At 64.6% G+C, this 19,918-nt stretch carries 19 protein-coding genes; 12 read left to right on the top strand and 7 right to left on the bottom strand.

The genetic code is table 11. The features are described from left to right. Nucleotides 1-65: 65 nt before the first annotated feature. The 4 genes from AC1MDG_RS14245 to AC1MDG_RS14230 all read left to right on the top strand — a co-directional run bounded on the left by AC1MDG_RS14245 (nucleotide 66) and on the right by AC1MDG_RS14230 (nucleotide 5,482). Nucleotides 66-1,751 carry a peptide ABC transporter substrate-binding protein gene (locus tag AC1MDG_RS14245; RefSeq protein WP_479804609.1) on the top strand — a complete coding sequence of 562 codons (1,686 nt, stop codon included), beginning with the start codon at nucleotides 66-68 and terminating at the stop codon, nucleotides 1,749-1,751. A gap of 134 nt (nucleotides 1,752-1,885) precedes the next feature. After that, nucleotides 1,886-2,815, top strand: a complete 930-nt coding sequence (locus tag AC1MDG_RS14240) for an ABC transporter permease (protein WP_043482797.1) — start codon at nucleotides 1,886-1,888, stop codon at nucleotides 2,813-2,815. Then, on the top strand, nucleotides 2,805-3,755 hold the full coding sequence (locus tag AC1MDG_RS14235; RefSeq protein ID WP_479804608.1) for an ABC transporter permease: 951 nt from the start codon (nucleotides 2,805-2,807) through the stop codon (nucleotides 3,753-3,755). The genes AC1MDG_RS14240 and AC1MDG_RS14235 overlap by 11 nt, the downstream gene beginning before the upstream one ends. 11 nt (nucleotides 3,756-3,766) lie before the next feature. Next, nucleotides 3,767-5,482 carry an ABC transporter ATP-binding protein gene (locus AC1MDG_RS14230; protein WP_479804606.1) on the top strand — a complete coding sequence of 572 codons (1,716 nt, stop codon included), beginning with the start codon at nucleotides 3,767-3,769 and terminating at the stop codon, nucleotides 5,480-5,482. A gap of 150 nt (nucleotides 5,483-5,632) precedes the next feature. Here the strand turns inward: AC1MDG_RS14230 and AC1MDG_RS14225 are convergent, their stop codons facing one another. Next, nucleotides 5,633-6,583 carry an SGNH/GDSL hydrolase family protein gene (locus AC1MDG_RS14225; protein ID WP_479804604.1) on the bottom strand — a complete coding sequence of 317 codons (951 nt, stop codon included), beginning with the start codon at nucleotides 6,581-6,583 and terminating at the stop codon, nucleotides 5,633-5,635. Nucleotides 6,584-6,855: 272 nt separating this feature from the next. Here AC1MDG_RS14225 and typA point away from each other — a divergent pair, with 272 nt between their 5' ends. Both typA and AC1MDG_RS14215 read left to right on the top strand, forming a co-directional pair. Next, complete coding sequence (gene typA / locus AC1MDG_RS14220; RefSeq protein WP_043482792.1) at nucleotides 6,856-8,784, top strand: translational GTPase TypA; 1,929 nt, start codon at nucleotides 6,856-6,858, stop codon at nucleotides 8,782-8,784. Between the two features lie 48 nt (nucleotides 8,785-8,832). Continuing rightward, on the top strand, nucleotides 8,833-9,195 hold the full coding sequence (locus AC1MDG_RS14215) for a hypothetical protein (RefSeq protein WP_479804603.1): 363 nt from the start codon (nucleotides 8,833-8,835) through the stop codon (nucleotides 9,193-9,195). A 52-nt stretch (nucleotides 9,196-9,247) separates the two neighbouring features. On the opposite strand, the gene AC1MDG_RS14210 is transcribed toward AC1MDG_RS14215, so the two are convergent. Further along, nucleotides 9,248-9,493 (bottom strand): putative acetyltransferase, encoded by a 246-nt coding sequence (locus AC1MDG_RS14210; RefSeq protein ID WP_479804601.1) that lies wholly within the window; start codon nucleotides 9,491-9,493, stop codon nucleotides 9,248-9,250. A gap of 167 nt (nucleotides 9,494-9,660) precedes the next feature. Here AC1MDG_RS14210 and fdxA point away from each other — a divergent pair, with 167 nt between their 5' ends. The 3 genes from fdxA to AC1MDG_RS14195 all read left to right on the top strand — a co-directional run bounded on the left by fdxA (nucleotide 9,661) and on the right by AC1MDG_RS14195 (nucleotide 12,678). Further along, nucleotides 9,661-9,987 (top strand): ferredoxin, encoded by a 327-nt coding sequence (fdxA, locus tag AC1MDG_RS14205; RefSeq protein WP_011692652.1) that lies wholly within the window; start codon nucleotides 9,661-9,663, stop codon nucleotides 9,985-9,987. Nucleotides 9,988-9,997: 10 nt separating this feature from the next. Then, a complete protein-coding gene (dapC, locus tag AC1MDG_RS14200; RefSeq protein ID WP_479804599.1) occupies nucleotides 9,998-11,146 on the top strand; it encodes a succinyldiaminopimelate transaminase in 1,149 nt (382 codons plus the stop codon). Between the two features lie 248 nt (nucleotides 11,147-11,394). Continuing rightward, the gene (locus AC1MDG_RS14195) at nucleotides 11,395-12,678 is read left to right on the top strand and encodes a citrate synthase (RefSeq protein WP_043482784.1); all 1,284 of its coding nucleotides are present in this window, start codon (nucleotides 11,395-11,397) and stop codon (nucleotides 12,676-12,678) included. Nucleotides 12,679-12,784: 106 nt separating this feature from the next. Here the strand turns inward: AC1MDG_RS14195 and galE are convergent, their stop codons facing one another. Beyond that, nucleotides 12,785-13,798, bottom strand: a complete 1,014-nt coding sequence (galE, locus tag AC1MDG_RS14190) for a UDP-glucose 4-epimerase GalE (RefSeq protein WP_479804598.1) — start codon at nucleotides 13,796-13,798, stop codon at nucleotides 12,785-12,787. Between the two features lie 81 nt (nucleotides 13,799-13,879). On the opposite strand from galE, the gene AC1MDG_RS14185 reads away from it, so the two are divergent. Further along, on the top strand, nucleotides 13,880-14,500 hold the full coding sequence (locus AC1MDG_RS14185; protein ID WP_479804596.1) for a TetR/AcrR family transcriptional regulator: 621 nt from the start codon (nucleotides 13,880-13,882) through the stop codon (nucleotides 14,498-14,500). Between the two features lie 76 nt (nucleotides 14,501-14,576). After that, nucleotides 14,577-15,188: a hypothetical protein gene (locus tag AC1MDG_RS14180; RefSeq protein ID WP_043482779.1), complete on the top strand. Its 612-nt coding sequence runs from the start codon at nucleotides 14,577-14,579 to the stop codon at nucleotides 15,186-15,188. A 3-nt stretch (nucleotides 15,189-15,191) separates the two neighbouring features. Here AC1MDG_RS14180 and AC1MDG_RS14175 read toward each other — a convergent pair whose 3' ends face one another. Beyond that, complete coding sequence (locus tag AC1MDG_RS14175; protein WP_479804595.1) at nucleotides 15,192-16,043, bottom strand: hypothetical protein; 852 nt, start codon at nucleotides 16,041-16,043, stop codon at nucleotides 15,192-15,194. A gap of 59 nt (nucleotides 16,044-16,102) precedes the next feature. Beyond that, nucleotides 16,103-17,134, bottom strand: coding sequence for a 2,3,4,5-tetrahydropyridine-2,6-dicarboxylate N-succinyltransferase (gene dapD, locus AC1MDG_RS14170; protein WP_479804593.1), 1,032 nt, complete (start codon nucleotides 17,132-17,134; stop codon nucleotides 16,103-16,105). A gap of 50 nt (nucleotides 17,135-17,184) precedes the next feature. Between dapD and dapE the strand changes: the two genes are divergently transcribed. After that, nucleotides 17,185-18,309 carry a succinyl-diaminopimelate desuccinylase gene (gene dapE, locus AC1MDG_RS14165; protein WP_479804591.1) on the top strand — a complete coding sequence of 375 codons (1,125 nt, stop codon included), beginning with the start codon at nucleotides 17,185-17,187 and terminating at the stop codon, nucleotides 18,307-18,309. A gap of 78 nt (nucleotides 18,310-18,387) precedes the next feature. On the opposite strand, the gene AC1MDG_RS14160 is transcribed toward dapE, so the two are convergent. Together AC1MDG_RS14160 and AC1MDG_RS14155 are read right to left on the bottom strand one after the other, a co-directional pair. Next, on the bottom strand, nucleotides 18,388-19,227 hold the full coding sequence (locus AC1MDG_RS14160; RefSeq protein WP_043482772.1) for an amino acid ABC transporter permease: 840 nt from the start codon (nucleotides 19,225-19,227) through the stop codon (nucleotides 18,388-18,390). Next, nucleotides 19,224-19,874 carry an amino acid ABC transporter permease gene (locus AC1MDG_RS14155; protein ID WP_011692642.1) on the bottom strand — a complete coding sequence of 217 codons (651 nt, stop codon included), beginning with the start codon at nucleotides 19,872-19,874 and terminating at the stop codon, nucleotides 19,224-19,226. Before AC1MDG_RS14155 ends, AC1MDG_RS14160 begins: the two co-directional genes overlap by 4 nt. Nucleotides 19,875-19,918: the final 44 nt, after the last annotated feature.

Here is a 19,918-nt window from a genome sequence, read left to right as displayed (position 1 = left end):
GTGCCCGGCCTGCGGGGAAGCACAAGCCTTTCCCTACTCAACTCCCACAACTCATAGGAGGCGGAATGCGTTTTTCGCGCACTTCCAAAGCACTGGGCATGGTCGCCATCGCGGCCCTGGCCCTGACCGGATGCGGCGCCGGAGGCGGCTCCACAGACGGTGCCAGCCAGGCTGCAGGCGACCCCAACAAGGTCATCACCGCGTACAGCAACGAACCGCAGAAGCCCCTGATGCCCGCCGATACGGGCGAGGTCTACGGCGGCCGCGTCGTCGAGCTCCTGTTCGAGGGCCTGCGGAGCTACGACCCCAGCGGCAAGTCGGTTAACGCACTGGCAGAGTCCATCGAGTCCCCGGACGGCCAGAACTACACCATCAAGGTCAAGTCCGGCAGCAAGTTCACCAACGGCGAGGAAGTGACCGCCAAGAGCTTTGTTGACGCCTGGAACTTCGCCGCCCTGAGCACCAACGCCCAGAGCAACAGCAGCTTCTTCGAGTCCATCGAAGGCTACGACGCAGTAAGCGCCACCAAGACGGAGAAGGGCGCGGACGGCAAGGACACCGACGTTCCGGCCCCCACCGCGGAAACTCTCTCAGGCCTGGCACTGAAGGACGATTCAACCATTACGGTCAAGCTGACCCAGCCTGAAGCCGACTGGCCCCTCCGCCTTGGCTACTCCGCCTTTATGCCGCTGCCTGCAGAGGCCATTAAGGACCCGAAGAAGTTCGGCGAAAACCCGGTTGGCAACGGCCCGTACAAGATGGCCAAGGAAGGTGCCTGGCAGCACGACAGCCAGATCGAACTGGTCAAGAACGCCGACTACCAGGGTGCACGTGCTGCCAGGAACGGCGGCGTGACCTTCAAGTTCTACACCGATCCCGCTCCGGCCTACACCGACATCCAGGGCAACAACCTCGATGTCACGGACGTCCTGCCGACCGACGCCCTGAAGACCTACACCACGGACTTCCCGGAGAACCACCTGAACAAGCCGTATGCAGGCAACTCCACCCTGAACATCCCGGGCTACCTGCCCGAGTTCCAGGGCGAGGCGGGCAAGCTCCGCCGCCAGGCGCTGTCCATGGCCATCAACCGTGAAGAGATCACCAAGGTCATCTTCTCCGGAACCCGCATCCCGGCCAAGGATTTCACCTCCCCGGCCGTTGACGGCTACAACGAAGATGTTGCCGGTTCCGATGTTCTGAAGTTCGACGCGGCCAAGGCGAAGGACCTGTGGACGAAGGCCGACGCCATCAGCCCGTGGCCGGCTGACAAGACCTTGCAGCTCGCCTACAACACTGACGGCGGCAACAAGGAATGGATCGACGCCGTTGCCAACAACTTCAAGAACAACCTGGGGATCAAGGCCGAAGGCCAGCCGTTCGCCAAGTTTGCTGAAATCCTGAAGCTGCGTACGGCCAAGGACCTTCCCGGCCTGACCCGGGCCGGCTGGCAGGCCGACTACCCGTCGCTGTACAACTTCCTCGGCCCGCTCCTGAAGACCGGTGCCAGCGCCAACTACGAGGGCTACACGAACCCTGAGTTCGACAATCTCCTCACCGAAGGCCTCGGCGCCAAGTCCACGGACGACGCCAACAAGAAGTTCACCCAGGCCCAGGAGATCCTCTTCGAGGAACTCCCCAACCTGCCGCTGTGGTACTCCGCACGCCAGGCTGTCTGGAGCCAGAACGTCAGCAACGTTGACGCTGGCTGGAACGGTGTTCTGCAGTACTGGGCCATCACGGCCAAGTAGTCCTCGGAACAAATCCACGTCAAAAAGCTCATGGGGGTTCGGCCACACAGCCGGGCCCCCATAGCCTTGGAACCGGCACGAAAGCTGTCCTACATGATCCCCCTTAGCTCCATAAACGCCCGGGAGGCGTTGCTGTGATCCAGTACATCCTCCGGCGCCTGCTGCAGATCATTCCGGTGTTCATCGGAACCACGCTGCTCGTCTACTTCATGGTCTTTGCCCTTCCGGGCGACCCCATCCGGGCGCTGTTCGGCGACCGGCCCCCCAGCGAAGCCGTCATCGCGCAGCTCCGCCAGCAGTACAACCTCGACCAGCCGTTCTGGGTGCAGTACGGGCTCTTCCTCAAGAACCTGTTCACCTTCAACCTGGGAGTCGATTTCACCGGCCAGCCGATCGCGGCATCCCTTGGCCGGATCTTCCCGGTGACGGTCATGCTTGCCGTCGAAGCCCTCATCATCCAGACTGTTTTCGGCGTGACCTTCGGCCTCATTGCCGGACTCCGCAAGGGGAAGATCTTCGACGCGACGGTGCTCGTCGCGTCGCTGGTGGTCATCGCCATCCCCACCTTCGTACTCGGCTTCGTCCTGCAGCTGCTGATCGGTGTGCAGCTTGGCTGGGCGAAACCAACGGTGGGAGCGAACGCGGACTGGGGCAACCTGATCCTGCCGGCCACTGTGCTGGGACTGGTTTCCTTCGCCTACGTCCTGCGGCTCACCCGTGCATCGGTGATCGAGAACATGAACGCGGACTACGTGCGCACCGCCACCGCGAAGGGCCTGTCACGGCCCCGCGTTGTGGTCACCCACATCCTGCGTAACTCGATGATTCCGGTCATCACCTACCTGGGCGCCAGCCTCGGCGGCCTGATGGGCGGCGCCATCGTCACGGAGAGCATCTTCAACGTCCCGGGCGTCGGCCAGAAGCTGTTCCAGGCTGTCATCCGCAGCGAGGGCCCCACCGTGGTCGCGATCGTCAGCGTCCTGGTGCTTGTCTTCGTCATTGCCAACCTGTTGGTCGATTTGCTGTACGCCTGGCTTGATCCAAGGATCCGTTATGAAAACTAACCGCGTAATCGAGCACTTCGTTGCCCCCGTGGAGGAGACCCCTCTGCTCGCAACAGACTCGCTCAAAACAGACCAGGCACCGCTGAGCCTCTGGGCCGATGCCTGGCGCAAGCTCCGCCGTCGTCCGCTGTTCATCATTTCCGCCGTGATGATCGCACTGATCATCATCGTGGCGCTCTTTCCGGGCCTGTTCACCCAGGTGGCACCGAACGACAACTGCCAGCTGGCGAATTCCGACGGCGCCCCGGCAGCCGGGCACCCGCTCGGCTTCACCTTCCAGGGCTGCGACGTGTATTCCCGCATCATCCACGGCACCCAGGCATCGCTGATGGTGGGCGTCTTCTCCGTGGTCTTCGTCCTCATCATCGGGGTCACCCTCGGCGCCCTCGCGGGATTCTACGGCGGCTGGATCGACTCGGTAATTGCCCGTCTCGGCGACATCTTCTTCGCCCTGCCCCTTATCCTGGGCGCGCTGGTGGTCTCGCAGCTGCCCTTCATGCGTGAAAACCGGGGTGTCTGGACCGTGGTCATGGTCCTGGTGGTGCTGGGCTGGCCGCAGATGGCCCGGATCACGCGCGGAGCGGTGATCGAAGTGCGCAACGCCGACTTCGTGACTGCTGCGCGTTCGCTGGGCGTCTCGCGCATCGGCTCACTCATCAGGCACGTGCTGCCGAACGCCCTCGCTCCGATCATCGTCCTCGCCACCATGGAGCTCGGCGTCTTCATCGTCGCGGAAGCCACGCTGTCGTTCATCGGTATCGGTCTGCCAGGCAGCATCATGTCCTGGGGCAACGACATCGCCGCAGCCAAATCCTCTGTCCGCACCAACCCGGCGATCCTGCTTTACCCGGCAATGGCGCTCTCGGTCACTGTCCTGAGCTTCATTATGCTCGGCGATGCCCTGCGCGACGCCCTGGATCCGAAGAGCCGCCAACGATGAACGAGGCAATCATGACAACTGCAGACGTCAGAATCAGCGAGGCGGACCTGGCGGACAAGCCGCTGCTGGAGATCCGGGACCTGGCCATTTCCTTCAAGACCGGTTCCGGTGAGGTCCAGGCCGTCCGGAACGCCCACCTGACCATCATGCCGGGTGAAACGGTCGCGATCGTAGGGGAGTCGGGCTCCGGAAAGTCGACGACGGCGCTGGCCGCCATCGGCTTGCTGCCGGCCAACGGCCGGGTCTCCGGCGGGCAGATCCTCCTTGACGGCGAGGACATATCCCATGCCTCGGAAAAGCGCATGATCGAGTTGCGCGGCAACACCATCGGCATGGTCCCGCAGGACCCGATGTCCAACCTCAACCCGGTCTGGAAGATCGGCTACCAGGTCAAGGAAACGCTGCGGGCCAACGGCCGTCCCAGCGGCCCGGCGGACGTTGCCAAAGTCCTGGCTCAGGCAGGCCTTCCCGATGCCGAGCGCCGCGCGAAGCAGTACCCGCACGAGTTCTCCGGCGGCATGCGCCAGCGCGCGCTGATCGCCATCGGCCTCTCCTGCCAGCCGCGGCTCCTCATCGCCGACGAGCCCACCTCCGCGCTCGACGTGACCGTGCAGCGCCAGATCCTCGATCACCTTGAAACAATGACGGCGGAACTGGGCACGGCCGTACTGCTGATTACGCACGACCTCGGCCTCGCGGCCGAGCGCGCGGACAAAGTGGTGGTGATGTACCGCGGCCAGGTCGTGGAAGCAGGACCCTCGCTGGAGCTGCTGCAGAACCCGCAGCACCCGTACACGCAGCGCCTTGTTGCCTCGGCCCCGTCGCTGGCCTCACGTCGCATCCAGGTGGCCAAGGAGCTCGGCGTTGAATCGGACGAACTGCTTGCTCCGAGCGATGCCGTGGTTGTCGAGCCGACCATGACCGAAGACGTGCTGCAGATCCAGAACCTGAAGAAGGTTTTCAAGCTGCGTTCCGGCTTCGGGAAGTCGACCGACTTCACCGCTGTGGACGACGTCTCCTTCAGCGTCAAACGCGGCACCACGACGGCGATCGTGGGGGAGTCGGGTTCCGGCAAGTCCACTGTGGCGCAGATGGTGCTGAACCTCCTGCAGCCGACGTCAGGCAAGATCGTGTTCGACGGCGTGGACACGTCCACGCTGAACAACAAGGAGATCTTCGCGTTCCGCCGCCGCGTGCAGCCGATCTTCCAGGATCCGTACGGTTCCCTCGACCCGATGTACAACATCTTCCGGACCATCGAGGAACCGCTGCGCACCCACAAGATCGGCGACAAGGCCAGCCGCGAGAAGAAGGTCCGGGAACTGCTGGACCAGGTGGCGCTGCCGCAGTCCACCATGCAGCGTTACCCGAATGAACTGTCCGGCGGTCAGCGGCAGCGTGTTGCCATTGCCCGTGCGCTGGCGCTCGACCCCGAGGTGATCATCTGCGACGAGGCGGTCTCCGCCCTCGACGTGCTGGTCCAGGCGCAGGTGCTGAACCTGCTCGCTGAACTCCAGTCCAGGCTGGGCCTGACCTACCTGTTCATTACCCATGACCTCGCGGTGGTCCGGCAAATCGCCGACCACGTGTGCGTGATGGAAAAGGGCAAGCTGGTTGAAACCGGTTCAACGGATGACGTGTTTGACGCGCCGCAGCAGGACTACACGAAGGCGCTGCTCAACGCCATTCCGGGCGCCCGGCTGATGCTGCCGCCCGAGGTCGCCTGAGCCGAGGTCGCCTGAGCCGAGGTCGCCTGAGCCGAGGTCGCCTCAGGGCGCATAAAGAAGGAGCCGGTATCCGCCCGTTGTGGGTGGGCACCGGCTCCTACTTTGCCGGATCTTAGGCCTAAAGCTTCAGCCCCAAGCCGGATGCCCGGATCAACTTACCGGCAAGGCCGACGTGGCGGGCAGGGCCGGCGCCTCAAGTCCCAGTTCCTTCAGCCTTCCAGCCAGGATCGTGCCCAGCGCCTTATGGCCGACGCTGTTCATGTGTACGCCGTCGGCCAGTTCCTTGGCCAGGTTGTATTTGGTCAGCCAGTCTCCGACGCTGATAAAAGGAATGGTGTGCTTGGCCGCGACCGTGCTGAGCAGTGCATCCACCTGTGACCGGCGCCCCCCGCCGTAGTTGATCCCGCGGGCCAGGGTGCCGATCATCGCGAACTTGGACCCCGGGTAGCGCTGCTTGAGCGACGCGATCAGGCGTTCGGCATTGGCCACGATCTGGGCGTCCGTGGCTCCGCGTGCGGCATCGTTTCCACCGCCCTCAATGACAACCAGCGCAGGGGAGCCGTAGGGGAGCTGCCAGTCACCGCGCTGCAGGGCGTCGATGTAGTTGCCGGTCTTGCCGTTCGAAGCGACATACCCTGTACCTCCGCGGCCGCAAAAGAAAACGTTGTATCCCATGGCGGCCAGGCCCTGCCGCGGCCAGCCGGCTTCCGGTTCGGACTGGGAATCCCCGATCAGGACGGCCGTCCGCCGCATGTTGGCCACGATCACTTCGTTGCGGCCGTTGGCAGGGTTCTTATAGACGGACCCGGGGGCCATGGTGGCAGGGTCGAGCTCCGGGACCAGCTGCGGCTTCGCTGCGGAGCCGGCGGCAACCGGGGCGCCCGGGGAGGCAGCGACCGGCGGCGCGGCTGCCTTCTTCGGGGCAGCTGCAGACTTCGAAGGGACGGACTCTGCAGGCGGCTGGGCCGTGGCACTGGCAGAGGAGCCGGCTGGTTCCGGCGCGGCGGCCGGGGTCTGTGGTACCTGCCCGCAGCCGGCCATCAGAACGCCGAGGGCGATCATAGGTGCGACGAAGCGGGGTGGAACTGAGGCGTTGCGCATCTATGGTCTCCGGCTGTGCTTGTTGTTACCTCCGTAATGATGGGGCATAGCAGAGCGAATATCCAGTAACTTTAGGCACTATTCGTCCCATGGCGGTGACGATCCTGTAACGGCGGCTGACGAATGCCGAATTCGGGTTTTTAGGCCAATAAATGACCTAGCGCTTAGACTTGTAGAAGGCGCCCTGTGCCAAAGGGTCTCATCGTCGTGCGTTCCGGTTGGAAATGTCGCGATACCACAGCTGACTTCACCACTGAATCGAGCAATAACGCATGTCTGAAACCACCACCAACACCGCGGTAGCCACTGCATCGCGCAGTGACCTGCGCAACGTCGCGATCGTGGCCCACGTTGACCACGGCAAGACCACCTTGGTCGACGCCATGCTCAAGCAGACCAACTCCTTTGCCGAGCACAACCACCTCGAAGACCGCGTCATGGACTCCGGTGACCTGGAACGCGAAAAGGGCATCACCATCCTGGCCAAGAACACCACGGTGGCCTACAACGGACCGTCCTCCAAGGGCGAAACCATCACGATCAACGTGATCGACACCCCCGGCCACGCCGACTTCGGCGGCGAGGTGGAGCGCGGTCTGTCCATGGTCGACGGCGTCGTCCTCCTCGTCGATGCCTCTGAGGGCCCCCTGCCCCAGACCCGCTTTGTGCTGCGCAAGGCCCTGGCCGCCCACCTGCCGGTGATCCTGCTCGTCAACAAGACCGACCGCCCCGATGCGCGGATCGAAGAAGTTGTCCACGAGTCCATGGACCTGCTCCTGGGCCTCGCCTCCGACCTTGCCGACGAAGTTCCGGACCTGGACCTGGACAAGATCCTCGAAGTCCCGGTTGTCTACGCAGCCGCCAAGGTTGGCCGCGCCTCCCTCGAGCAGCCGGCCGACGGCACGGCTCCGGAGAACGAGGACCTTGAGCCGCTGTTCAAGACCATCATCGAGCACATCCCGGCACCGACGTACAACCCCAACGGCGTCCTGCAGGCACACGTCACCAACCTCGACGCCTCCCCGTTCCTGGGCCGCCTGGCACTGCTCCGCATCTACAACGGCACCCTGCGCAAGGGCCAGACCGTTGCCTGGGCACGCGCCAATGGCGAGCTGAAGAACGTCAAGATCACCGAACTGCTGGCCACCAAGGCCCTCGACCGTGTTCCGGCCGAGTCCGCCGGCCCGGGCGAGATCGTGGCCGTCGCCGGCATCGAGGACATCACCATCGGTGAGACCCTGACCGACGCCGAGAACCCGCAGCCGCTGCCGCTGATCACGGTGGACGATCCCGCGATCTCCATGACCATCGGTATCAACACTTCGCCGCTGGCCGGCAAGGTCAAGGGCGCCAAGGTTACGGCGCGCCAGGTGAAGGACCGCCTGGACAAGGAACTGATCGGTAACGTCTCCATCAAGGTTCTCCCCACCGAGCGTCCCGACGCTTGGGAAGTGCAGGGCCGTGGCGAGCTGGCACTGGCCATCCTCGTCGAGCAGATGCGCCGCGAAGGCTTCGAACTGACCGTTGGCAAGCCGCAGGTTGTTACCAAGACCATCGACGGCAAGATCCACGAGCCGATGGAGCACATGACCATCGACGTGCCGGAAGAGTACCTTGGCGCCGTCACCCAGCTCATGGCAGCCCGCAAGGGCCGCATGACCAACATGGCCAACCACGGCACCGGTTGGTGCCGCATGGAATTCATCGTTCCGGCCCGTGGCCTGATCGGCTTCCGCACCAAGTTCCTCACGGACACCCGCGGTGCCGGCATCGCGGCCTCCATCTCCGAGGGCTACGAGCCCTGGGCCGGTCCGATCGAGTACCGCACCAACGGTTCGATGATCGCCGACCGCGCCGGTGTTGTGACGCCGTTCGCCATGATCAACCTGCAGGAACGCGGCTCCTTCTTCGTGAAGCCCACCTCCGAGGTCTACGAGGGCATGATCGTCGGCGAGAACTCCCGCGCGGACGACATGGACGTCAACATCACCAAGGAAAAGAAGCTCACCAACATGCGTGCAGCCTCCTCCGACACCTTCGAGAACCTGACGCCGCCGCGCGACCTGACCCTCGAAGAGTCCCTCGAATTCGCCCGCGAGGACGAATGCGTTGAGGTGACCCCGGAGTCCATCCGTATCCGCAAGGTCATCCTTGACACCAATGAGCGTGCCAAGGCCAACCGCGCCCGCGCCAAGGTCTGATCCCGGCACGTTCGGGTTATCACTGTCGTGAGCACTAGGGCTGCCGGTATGGCAGGCGGCATCGCCGCCGCCGTACCGGCAGCCCTTTTTGTTGCCATGGCCGGCACGGCCCTGCACCGCCAGCAGTGGATGCTGGCCGGCGTCGTGCTTCCCTGGGGTGCTGTGGCAGCGCTGGTCCTCCTGGGGTCCGTCCAGCTGCTCCTCGGAGCGGCCTTTCGGTCGGTCATCCCGACGGCGGTACTCGGCCTGCTGGCCTATGTCCTGGCGGGCTGGTTGGCGATGCTGGGGCCCGGCAAACGGCTCATCGCCGCAGACCTTCCGGGGAATACCTGGATCTACGGCATCGCCGGGACAACCGTGCTGATGCTCCTGTGGTGCCGGCGCTACCGGAAGCCGCAGCCGCCGGTTTGACGGCGCACCCGGGCCATTTCGTAGGAGAAGTGTGGCCAGGCACTGTGGGTGTCTAGGGCGCGCTCCGCGGGGCACGCCGCGCCGGCGCCGGTGGCACGGGCTTCGCTGCCACCACCATGGCCAGGGGAATGACGACGTCGGTGCGCCGGGTGCGGACTGTGCACTCCGCCGGGCCGATCCCCACCAGATCGCCCAGCGCATCCGTCAGGCCCTCCGCTATCCTGTAACGCACCACCACCCTCGTGCCCAGGGGGGCGCCTTCGAGGAACTGGCGGGGAGCTGGGGTCTGCGAATTCACCACTTCATACTAGGACGCTGCGCCAGTATGACGCCGGGGGTTTGTATGACGCGCTAGGTTCGCGGTAACAGGCTGGTAGATAATAGGCTCAGAAGTCAGCAGTCCGGCGCTCAGGCCGGGAATGATATCCGGCCAAACGCCGGAACCAACGTGGAGAGGCAAGGGACGTGACGTACGTAATCGCGCAGCCGTGTGTAGATGTCAAGGACAAGGCATGTATCGAGGAATGCCCCGTCGACTGCATCTACGAGGGTGAGCGGTCCCTCTACATCCACCCGGATGAATGCGTCGACTGCGGCGCCTGCGAACCGGTCTGCCCCGTCGAAGCCATCTACTACGAGGATGACACCCCCGATGAATGGGCCGACTACTACAAGGCCAACGTTGAATTCTTCGACGAACTGGGATCGCCCGGCGGTGCCGCGAAGGTGGGCAACACCCACACCGACCACCCCATGATCGCCGCCCTGCCGCCCCAGAACCAGGATCACTGAGGCGCCTGGCGTGACATCAGCGGTACGCAGCTTCGGCCTCAGCCTGCCCGACTACCCGTGGGAGGCCATGGCACCGTATCTCGCCAGGGCCGCGGAGCATCCCGGAGGGGCTGTCAACCTTTCCATCGGCACCCCGGTGGACCACACGCCCGCCCTGATCCAGGAGGCGCTCCAGCGGGCCGCTGACGCCCCCGGGTACCCCACAGTGCACGGCACGCCGGCACTCCGGGCAGCCATTGCCGACTGGTTTGCACGCCGCCGCGGAGTTCCCGGCCTTGATCCCCGGGACGTGATGCCCACCGTCGGGTCCAAGGAACTCGTGGCATGGCTGCCGTTCCTCCTGGGCTTGAAGTCCGGCGACGTCGTCGTCCGCCCCACGGTTGCCTACCCCACCTACGACATCGGGGCGACCTTCGCCGGCGCTGAACAGATCGCCGCTGACGACCTCGATGAACTGGATCCGGAGACACGGCAGCGCGTCCGGCTCGTCTGGGTCAACTCGCCTGCCAACCCCACCGGCAGCGTCCGTGACGCGGCGTCCTTGAAGCGGATCGTGGACCAGGCCCGCGAAGTGGGCGCCGTGGTTGCTTCCGACGAATGCTACGCGGAGCTCGGCTGGGGAGAGTGGGACGTCCAGCGCGGCGGCAGCCCGGTGCCCAGCATCCTGGATCCCCGCGTCGCCGGGGCATCCCACGACGGCCTGCTCGCAGTGTATTCGCTGAGCAAGCAGTCCAACCTGGCGGGGTACCGTGCTGCCTTCGTGGCCGGTGATCCGGTGATCATGGCCAACCTGGTCAACAGCCGCAAGCACGCCGGCATGATCGTTCCCTACCCGGTGCAGGAAGCCATGCGGGTGGCACTGGCGGACGACGCTCACGTTCAGGCGCAAAAGGACCTTTACCGCGGGCGGCGGGAACGGATCGTTCCGGCACTCAAAGCGTTCGGACTGACAATCCACGAGTCCCAGGCCGGGCTCTACCTGTGGTGCACCGGCGGGGAGGCAACCTGGGACACCGTAGGCAGGCTGGCCGAGCTCGGCATCGTAGTGGGTCCCGGCGTCTTCTACGGCGATGCCGGCAACGGCTTCATCCGGGTGGCACTGACGGCCGCGGACGAGCGGATCGACGCTGCGGCGGCGAGGCTGACCGCCGGGGCGTAGCGGCTACGGGTCCGTAACAATGGTGTGACACGCAACACAACGGGGGCGTTTTTGGGGCATTTCGCCACTATCGGATTAGTGCGAGCTTGCCTTGGAGCGGTACTTTTTAACTGACTATCAATGGTGGCTTTCTACAAGAAGGCAGCCCGGCCGTTGGAATCCCTGCCATGCAGGCTCCTCGGGCGGCTCCACCGGAGGTTGGATCAAGCTTTCTACAGAGAGGCCCTGGCGCCTCATGAGGAGACTCCATGACTGAGACCACCAGCGCAACCCTGCGCCACGCGGGCGGCGAACTCGAACTCCCGCGCATCAAGGTTGTAGAAGGAAACGAAGGCTACGACGTTTCCAAACTGCTGAAGCAGACAGGCGCCGTTGCCTTTGACCCCGGTTTCATGAACACCGCGGCCACCACTTCGGCCATCACCTACATCGACGGCGATGCCGGGATCCTGCGGTACCGCGGTTACCCGATCGAGCAGCTGGCCCAGCACTCCAGCTTCCTGGAAGTTTCCTACCTGCTGATCTACGGCAACCTGCCGACGCCCACCGAGCTGGATGCCTTCGACCAGCGCATCCGCCGCCACACCCTGCTGCATGAAGAGCTGAAGGGCTTCTTCGGCGGCTTCCCGCGCGACGCGCACCCGATGCCCGTGCTGTCCTCGGCGGTGTCGGCACTCTCCACCTTCTACCAGGACTCCCTGGACCCGTTCAACGCCGAGCACGTGGAAGTCTCCACGTACCGGCTCCTGGCCAAGATGCCGGTCATCGCGGCGTACGCGCTGAAGAAGAGCATCGGCCAGCCCATGCTCTACCCGGACAACTCCATGAACCTCGTGGAGAACTTCCTGCGCCTCAGCTTCGGCCTCCCGGCCGAGCAGTACGAGCTGGACCCGGTCATGGTCAAGGCCCTGGACCTGCTCCTGATCCTGCACGCGGACCACGAGCAGAACTGCTCCACGTCGACTGTGCGCCTGGTGGGCTCGTCAAACGCCAACCTCTTCGCCTCCGTATCCGCAGGCATCAACGCGCTCTTCGGCCCTGCCCACGGCGGCGCCAACGAGGCAGTGCTCAAGATGCTGCGCCAGATCCAGACCGAGGGCATCAAGCCCGAGGACTACATGGAGAAGGTCAAGAACAAGGAAGACGGCGTCCGCCTCATGGGCTTCGGGCACCGCGTCTACAAGAACTACGACCCGCGGGCCAGGATCGTCAAGGACACGGCACACGAAGTGCTCGGCAAGCTCGGCGGCAACGACGAACTGCTGGACATCGCCATGCGCCTCGAAGAGAAGGCCCTGGGCGACGACTACTTCATCCAGCGCAAGCTCTACCCGAACGTGGACTTCTACACCGGCCTGATCTACAAGGCCATGGGCTTCCCGGAGAAGATGTTCACGGTGCTGTTCGCGATCGGGCGCCTGCCGGGCTGGATTGCCCAGTGGCGCGAAATGATCAACGATCCCAGCACCAAGATCGGCCGTCCGCGCCAGCTCTACACAGGAGAGCCGGAGCGCAACTACCCGGCCAGCTAGCCAGGTGGCATAAAGAAGAACGACGCCGGCCGCGCACCCCAGGTGCGCGGCCGGCGTCGTTTGTTATCTCACCCGTGACCGAGTCCGTGGATCGAGCGTGTCGAGATCAGGAGTTGTAGCCCAGCGGGTTGTTCTTTTGCCAGCGCCAGTGGTCCTCGCACATCTGGTCCACGGTCTTTGTGGTGGACCAGCTCAGGTCCGCCAGTGCCGATGTGGCGTCGGCCCAGAACGCCGGGAGGTCTCCCGCCCGGCGGCCGGTGATCTCGTAGGGGAGCTTGTGGCCCACGGCCTTTTCGAAGGAACGCAGCACTTCGAGCACAGAAGATCCCTTGCCGGAGCCGAGGTTCCAGCGGAAGACTCCGGTGCGGTCAGCCACATGGTTGAGGGCCGCGACATGGCCCTCGGCAAGGTCCACGACGTGGATGTAGTCACGCAGGCATGTGCCGTCAGGAGTGTCGTAGTCGCCGCCGAAGACCATCAGCTTCTCGCGGCGGCCCACGGCCACCTGGGCGATGAACGGAACCAGGTTGTTCGGAATGCCCTGCGGGTCTTCGCCGATCCGGCCGGACGGGTGCGCTCCCACGGGGTTGAAGTACCGCAGGAGTGCAATGTGCCAGCGGTTGTCCGCGGCACCGAGGTCGGAGAGGATGTCCTCGATCTGTTCCTTGGTCCGGCCGTAGGGATTGTTGGCGCCGATCTCCATCTTTTCCACGTAGGGGATGGGATTGTGCTCGCCGTACACAGTGGCGGAGGAGCTGAACACCAGGGAGCGTACATCATGCCGGTCCATGGCGCGGATGAGATTCAGGGTGCCTACGAGGTTGTTGTAGTAGTACTTCAGCGGCTCCCGGACGGATTCGCCCACGGCCTTGAGCCCGGCGAAGTGGATAACTGCGTCGATCCGGTCCTGCGCGAAGACGGCGTCGACGGCCGGCTCGTCCACGAGGTCGACGTTGTGGAATACAGCTTCCTTGCCGCTGAGCTCGGCTACGCGGCGCAGCGACTCCTCGCTTGAATTGACCAGGTTGTCTATGACCACTACCTCATGGCCGGCTTCCTGCAGGGACAGAACAGTGTGGGACCCGATGTAGCCGGTGCCGCCTGTAACCAGAATTCTCATGGACTCAACGCTATCCCAAGTCGCAGGGCTTCCGCCCGTGTTGCCCACACCTTGGCGGCACAACTGTGCTAAATAATAGGGGTGCCCAAAATTGTTGATGCCGCAGTCCGGCGCCAGGAAGTTGTCGAAGCAGTTTTCAGGATCATCGCGGCGGACGGACTGGAACGGGCCTCGCTGCGTGAGGTGGCCGACGAAGCCGGACTGGCAGTTGGTTCCGTCCGCCATTACTTCGCCAGCAGCGACGAGTTATTGGCCCATTCCTTTGGGGTTGTGGTGGACAGGATCACGGCCAGGTTGAACCAGGCCAGGGGACACCTCAGCCAGCAGGAACCCGGGACACCCGGGCACCGGGAAGGCGTCTTAACCCTGCTGGGCCAGTTCCTCCCGCTGGACGAGGAGCGGGCGGTGGACGCATGCGTCTGGATGGCATTCAAGAACGCCGCCCGGATCAGGCCGTTCCTGGCTGCTGAAGCTGACCGCAGCCACCGTGCAGTGGCCGCCCTGGTGGGATGGCTGATCATGGAACTCCAGCCGGCCGGGGATCCGGGGGACGGCGACGGGCACCAGGCCCTGGTCACCGAAGCGGAGCGGCTCCTGGCGACCCTGGACGGATTGACGATGCACGCCCTGCTGCAGCCGGAATGGATGACTGCCGACATGTGCCGGGACGTCCTGTCCTCGCATCTGCAGAGTCTGGGCTAGTCTTCAGCCAGCCATTAACGTCGGTAGTCATCAGGAATACACTGGGACAGTAAACATGCCAAGGGAGGCCATTCGGATGCACCAAACAGGCGGTCCTGGCTGGCGAATCACCATGGACACCTCGGGTCCCATGCTCATTGCGCTCTATGTTCGCGACGCCGCAGGCCTCAACTCCGCCGGGCGCCCGGCACTTTGCCATTTGGCACCCAAAATCCGTTCCGTGGACCACACCAACCTCACGTCCGAAGTAGGCGGGATCAGCGCGCTGAAGACTGAATGGGAGGCCTGGTGGGAGCAGCTGCTCAAGGCGCATCCCCAAATGACTCCCGACGTGACGCCGCCCGACTTCGAGGCCTTTGGCAACTCCCCGGCCCTCCAGCGCGTGCTGCAGGCACATTTCGGTTCGGCCCTGACGTGGGCGCGGGAGCGTCGCGCCGAATATGCAGCGCTGGAAGCGGAACGGGAGGCCAGCGGCGCTCCGCAACTCCTGGGCGACATGGTGGAGGACCGCCTGCTGGAAGTGGGCCGCGGGTCGCGGGACTTCGACTTGACCATCATAGAACTTCCGCTGACTGAACCACGGGCCTGGTACCTGGAGCCGGACAAAATCATCATGAGCAGGGAACTGCTGTCCCAGCCCGAGGTGTTCCGGAGCTACGTCCAGCCCGTGGTGGAACTGCTCGTCTGACCGTCAGGGTGTCCCGGCGGCGACCGTGATCGTGACCTGGCCGGCCTGGGCCGCGGAGGGCTGCCAGCCGTTCCGGGACGCCCGGTCCCAGCTACGTCCTTCCACCCCGACCTCCGTCACGGACAACGACTTCGCGTTGGCCACCGCCCACTGCGCCACGGCCCAGGCCTCGCTGCCGTCCGCCTCGAGCGCGATCGTGCTGCCGTCTGCCGACGCCTGGACATTCCCGAAGGCCGCGTTCAATTCAGCGAGGACGGCCTGGACATCCCCGGCGCGCTCGGGCGATTTGAAGGTGCAGTCCAATGCCGCGGGCGACTGGCCGGTCAGGGCGGAGGCAAAGGCCCGGCCCATGTCCTCATGCTCGGCATAGGCTGCGGGGTAGGCCGAGCGTTGGACCTGCTGCGCGGCGGCCGTGATTTCCAGCGACTCGTATCCCGGAATCTTCACCAGGGCGTCGTAGAAGGCCCCGGTCGAATAGTACGGGTCCATGACCTGTTCCGCGGTGCCCCAGCCTTGCGAGGGGCGCTGCTGGAACAGTCCGCGCGAATCCGGCCCGGCCGTGTCCCCGTGCTCGATGTTGCGCAGCTTGGATTCCTGCATGGCAGTGGCCAACGCGATGCTCGCCGCCCTGGGCGGCAGCCCCCGTCGAACGGCGACGGCGGTGATCAGTGCGGCGTTGGCTGCCTGGTCGGTGGCCAGTTCGGCTTTCCGGGACCCGACGGCGGCGCTGCACTTTTCGGCAATGAGCGTTTCCGAGCGCTGGATAAAGGCCACGGCCGTGTAGACGCCGCCGGCAATCAGGGCCAGGGCCAGCCCCAGTACAAGCAGGCGGCGCAGGCCACGTCTCCGTGACACGAGGCTACTCCCTCAGGCCCTGGACGGGCCGGTCGACTTCTGCGGGCGGGCGGGCGGAATCAGTTGGCGTGGAGTGCCTCGTTGAGTTCCACGGTCTGGCCCTTGCGGGGGAGCACCTCAACGGCGCCGCTCGCCGAATTGCGGCGGAACAGCAGGTTGGGCACACCGGAGAGCTCAACGGCCTTGACCACACGGGTGGTGTCCTCGCCGTCGGCGTCCTTCGGACCGATCACGCGGACGCGGGTTCCGGCTGTGACGTACAGGCCGGCCTCCACCACCGAGTCGTCGCCGATGCTGATTCCCACACCGGAGTTGGCGCCCAGGAGCACACGTTCGCCGAGGGAGATCTTCTCCTTGCCGCCGCCGGACAGCGTGCCCATGATCGAGGCGCCGCCGCCAACATCCGTGCCGTCGCCGGTGACAACGCCGGCTGAGATGCGTCCTTCAACCATGGAGGTGCCCAGCGTGCCGGCGTTGAAGTTGACGAACCCTTCGTGCATCACGGTGGTGCCCTCGGCAAGGTACGCTCCCAGCCGGACGCGGTCGGCGTCGGCAATCCGGACGCCTGCGGGAACCACGTAGTCCACCATGCGCGGGAACTTGTCCACGCCGTAGACGGTCACGGCGCCGCGCTTGCGCAGCTTGGCCCTGGTCACTTCGAAGCCGTCAACGGCAGCCGGACCGAAGTTCGTCCACACGACGTTGGGGAGCTTGCCGAAGATGCCGTCAAGGTTAATGGTGTTGGGCCGGACCAGGCGGTGCGAGAGCAGGTGCAGGCGGAGGTACGCATCCGCGGTGTCGGCAGGGGCTTCGTCAAGGTGCGCCTGGACGAAAACAACGCGCTGTTCGGTGCCGCGGTCCGCATCGGCACCGGCTGCAGCGATCTCGGCCAGCACGGGATCCGCACTCTCCACGTTCCGGAGGCTGTCCGCTGCGGTTCCAAGGGACGGCGCGGGGAACCAGACGTCCAGCACCGTAGCCTCGCCGTTACGGGTGGAAATGGTGGCCACGCCGTAGCCATAGGCGGAGCGGGCGTCGGCGGACGCGGAATTGTCAGCGGGCACGGCGGAAGCAGCAGCGGTTTCAGTCATGGCCCCAGTCTATCGAGAGGCGGGAGCAGGTCTCGAACTAGACTGTCATCGTGACTGCTCAAACCGCCTCTGTCCGCCTGGATCTCCGCCAGGACGTTGCCCTCCTCACCGCTGCACTCATCGACATCAACAGTGTCTCGGCCAACGAGAAGGAACTGGCCGACGCCGTCGAACATGCCCTGCTGAAGATTCCGCAGCTCGACGTCGTCCGCGACGGCGATTCCATCGTTGCCCGTACCGACCTGGGCCGCGCTGAGCGGGTTATCCTTGCCGGGCACCTGGATACCGTGCCCCTGCCGACCACCGAAGGGGCCCTCGGCACCGTCCCCTCGTTCTGGCCGTCCGGAGCGCCGGGGGAAGGGCTGCTGTACGGCCGCGGCACCACGGACATGAAAGGCGGAGTCGCGGTACAGCTGGCGCTGGCGGCAACAATGTTCGACGGCGGCGCGGAACCGGGCAAGGACGTCACCTTCGTGTTCTACGACCACGAGGAGGTGGAGGCGGTCAAGAGCGGGCTCGGGCGGCTGGTCCGCAACCACGGCGACCTGCTGAACGGCGACTTTGCGATCCTGCTGGAGCCGACGCACGGCACAGTGGAAGGCGGATGCAACGGCACTATGCGTTTCGAGGCAACCACCGTCGGGGAGGCAGCGCACTCCGCCCGGGCCTGGATGGGCAGCAACGCCATCCATGCCGCAGCGCCCATCCTCGCGAGGCTGGCCGCGTATGAACCGGCCACCATTAATGTGGACGGCCTGGACTACCGCGAAAGCCTCAATGCGGTGAAGATCAACGGAGGCACCGCCGGGAACGTCATTCCTGACCGGTGCGTGGTGGAAATCAACTACCGCTTTGCTCCGGACAAGACCCCGGAGCAGGCCGAAGCCCACGTACGGGAGCTCCTCGACGGGTTCGACGTCGTTAAGACGGACAGCGCCGCCGGCGCCCGGCCGGGACTGAACCATCCCGCTGCCGCGTCTTTTGTGGCCGCGGTTGGCGCGGAACCGAAACCCAAATACGGCTGGACCGACGTCGCGCGTTTCAGTGAGCTCGGGATCCCCGCCGTGAACTTCGGCCCGGGCGATCCCCTGCTGGCGCACAAGGACAACGAACACGTCGACGCCGACGCGATCCGCGAATGCCTGCGGGCGCTGCGGATGTGGCTGGCCAACTAGGCAGGAGGACGACCCTTCTCATGCAGGAAGGCCCGGATCTTTGGATCCGGGCCTTCCTGGTACTTCACGTCGTGATTGCTATGCCACTTCTGCCTCAATCGGCTCAGGCTCAGCCTTGGCGACTCCGCCGGCGGCCTTCTTGGAGCCACGGCGTTCGATCCAGACTGCGATGCGGGAAACGCAGATGTTGATGGCAATGTAGATCGCGGCGGCCACGAAGAAGACCGGGAACAGGAACTGGGTTCCCAGGAAGTCCGCCATGACCTGTACCGCACGGAGCAGCTCACCGTAGGCAACGATGTAGCCCAGGGACGTGTCCTTCAGCAGCACCACGAGCTGGGCCACGAGCGAGGGCATCATCCTTCGGACCGCCTGTGGCAGTTCGATGATCATGCGTGACTGGAAGCTTGTCAGACCAATGGTCAGACCTGCTTCGCGCTGGCCCTTGGGCAGGGACTGGATACCGGCGCGGATGATCTCCGCGAAGACGGCCGCGTTGTACAGCACAAGGCCTGCCACCACCGCGATGAACTGGTTGGTGCCAAAGACCAGCAGAACGAAGAACATCATCAGGACGACAGGCATGCCGCGAAGGAATTCCAGCACGATCCGGGTGGGAACCCGGATGGCGGCGAGGTCGGAAATACGCATCAGGCAGAGCAGCAGTCCCAAGGGGAACGCGATGACGGCGGCAACAGCGGCAGCGCTGAGGGTTGCGCCGATACCGTTGCCCAGCAGCGTCCAGACATCCGCGCGCGTGAAGATGGCCCAGCGCCGTCCCTCGAAAATGCCTTGCTGAGCAAGCGTGCTGATGATCCAGGCCAGCAGGCCAAGAATGAGGAGGGAACCGACAACGGAGCCGATCAGTGAGACCCTTCGGGCCTTTGGCCCCGGGACGTCGTACAGGACTGAGCTCATCGGGCGATCGCCACCTTTCGTTCGACGGTGCTCGCCAGGATGCCCAGCGGAACAGTGATCAGCAGGTAGAAGAAGGCCACACCGAGGAGGACGGCCAGCACCGCATCACCGTTGGCATTGGCGAGCTGGCGGCCGTAACCGAACAATTCCAGCACGAAGAACGCGCCGGCAACGGAGGAGTTCTTCACGAGCGCAATCAGGATGTTGATCAACGGCGGGATCACCGTCCGCAAAGCCTGCGGAAGAATGATGAGGGAGAGCACCTGGCCGAATTTCATGCCAATGCTGCGTGCCGCCTCGGCCTGCCCGACGGGAACGCTGTTGACACCCGAGCGCACTGCTTCGGCGATGAAGGCTGCTGTGTACGCGCTGAGGGCGATGATCGCGGCCACTTCAAACTGCTCGAATTTCACCCCGAGCCTGGGGAGGACGATCGCCGCAAAGAAGAAGGCAATCGTCAGGGGGGTGTTCCGCAGGATCTCCACATAGGTCATGCTGAAGCCGCGGAGGGCAGCAACGGGAGAAACCCGGGCTGCGGCCAGCACCGTTCCCAGCACCAGGGCGATGACTCCGGATACGGCAGACAGGAACAGGGTTCGGAGAAAGCCCTCCCAGTAAAGTGGCAGGTTTTCGATGATGACGTCCATAACATCCTTCGGCTGTGTGTCGCGGACGGGAGCGAAGATGGGTG

This window comes from Arthrobacter sp. AIWTK1 (assembly GCF_056680535.1).
The sequence above is the reverse complement of the archived record's forward strand: the minus strand, read 5'-3'. Positions and strand labels throughout refer to the sequence as shown.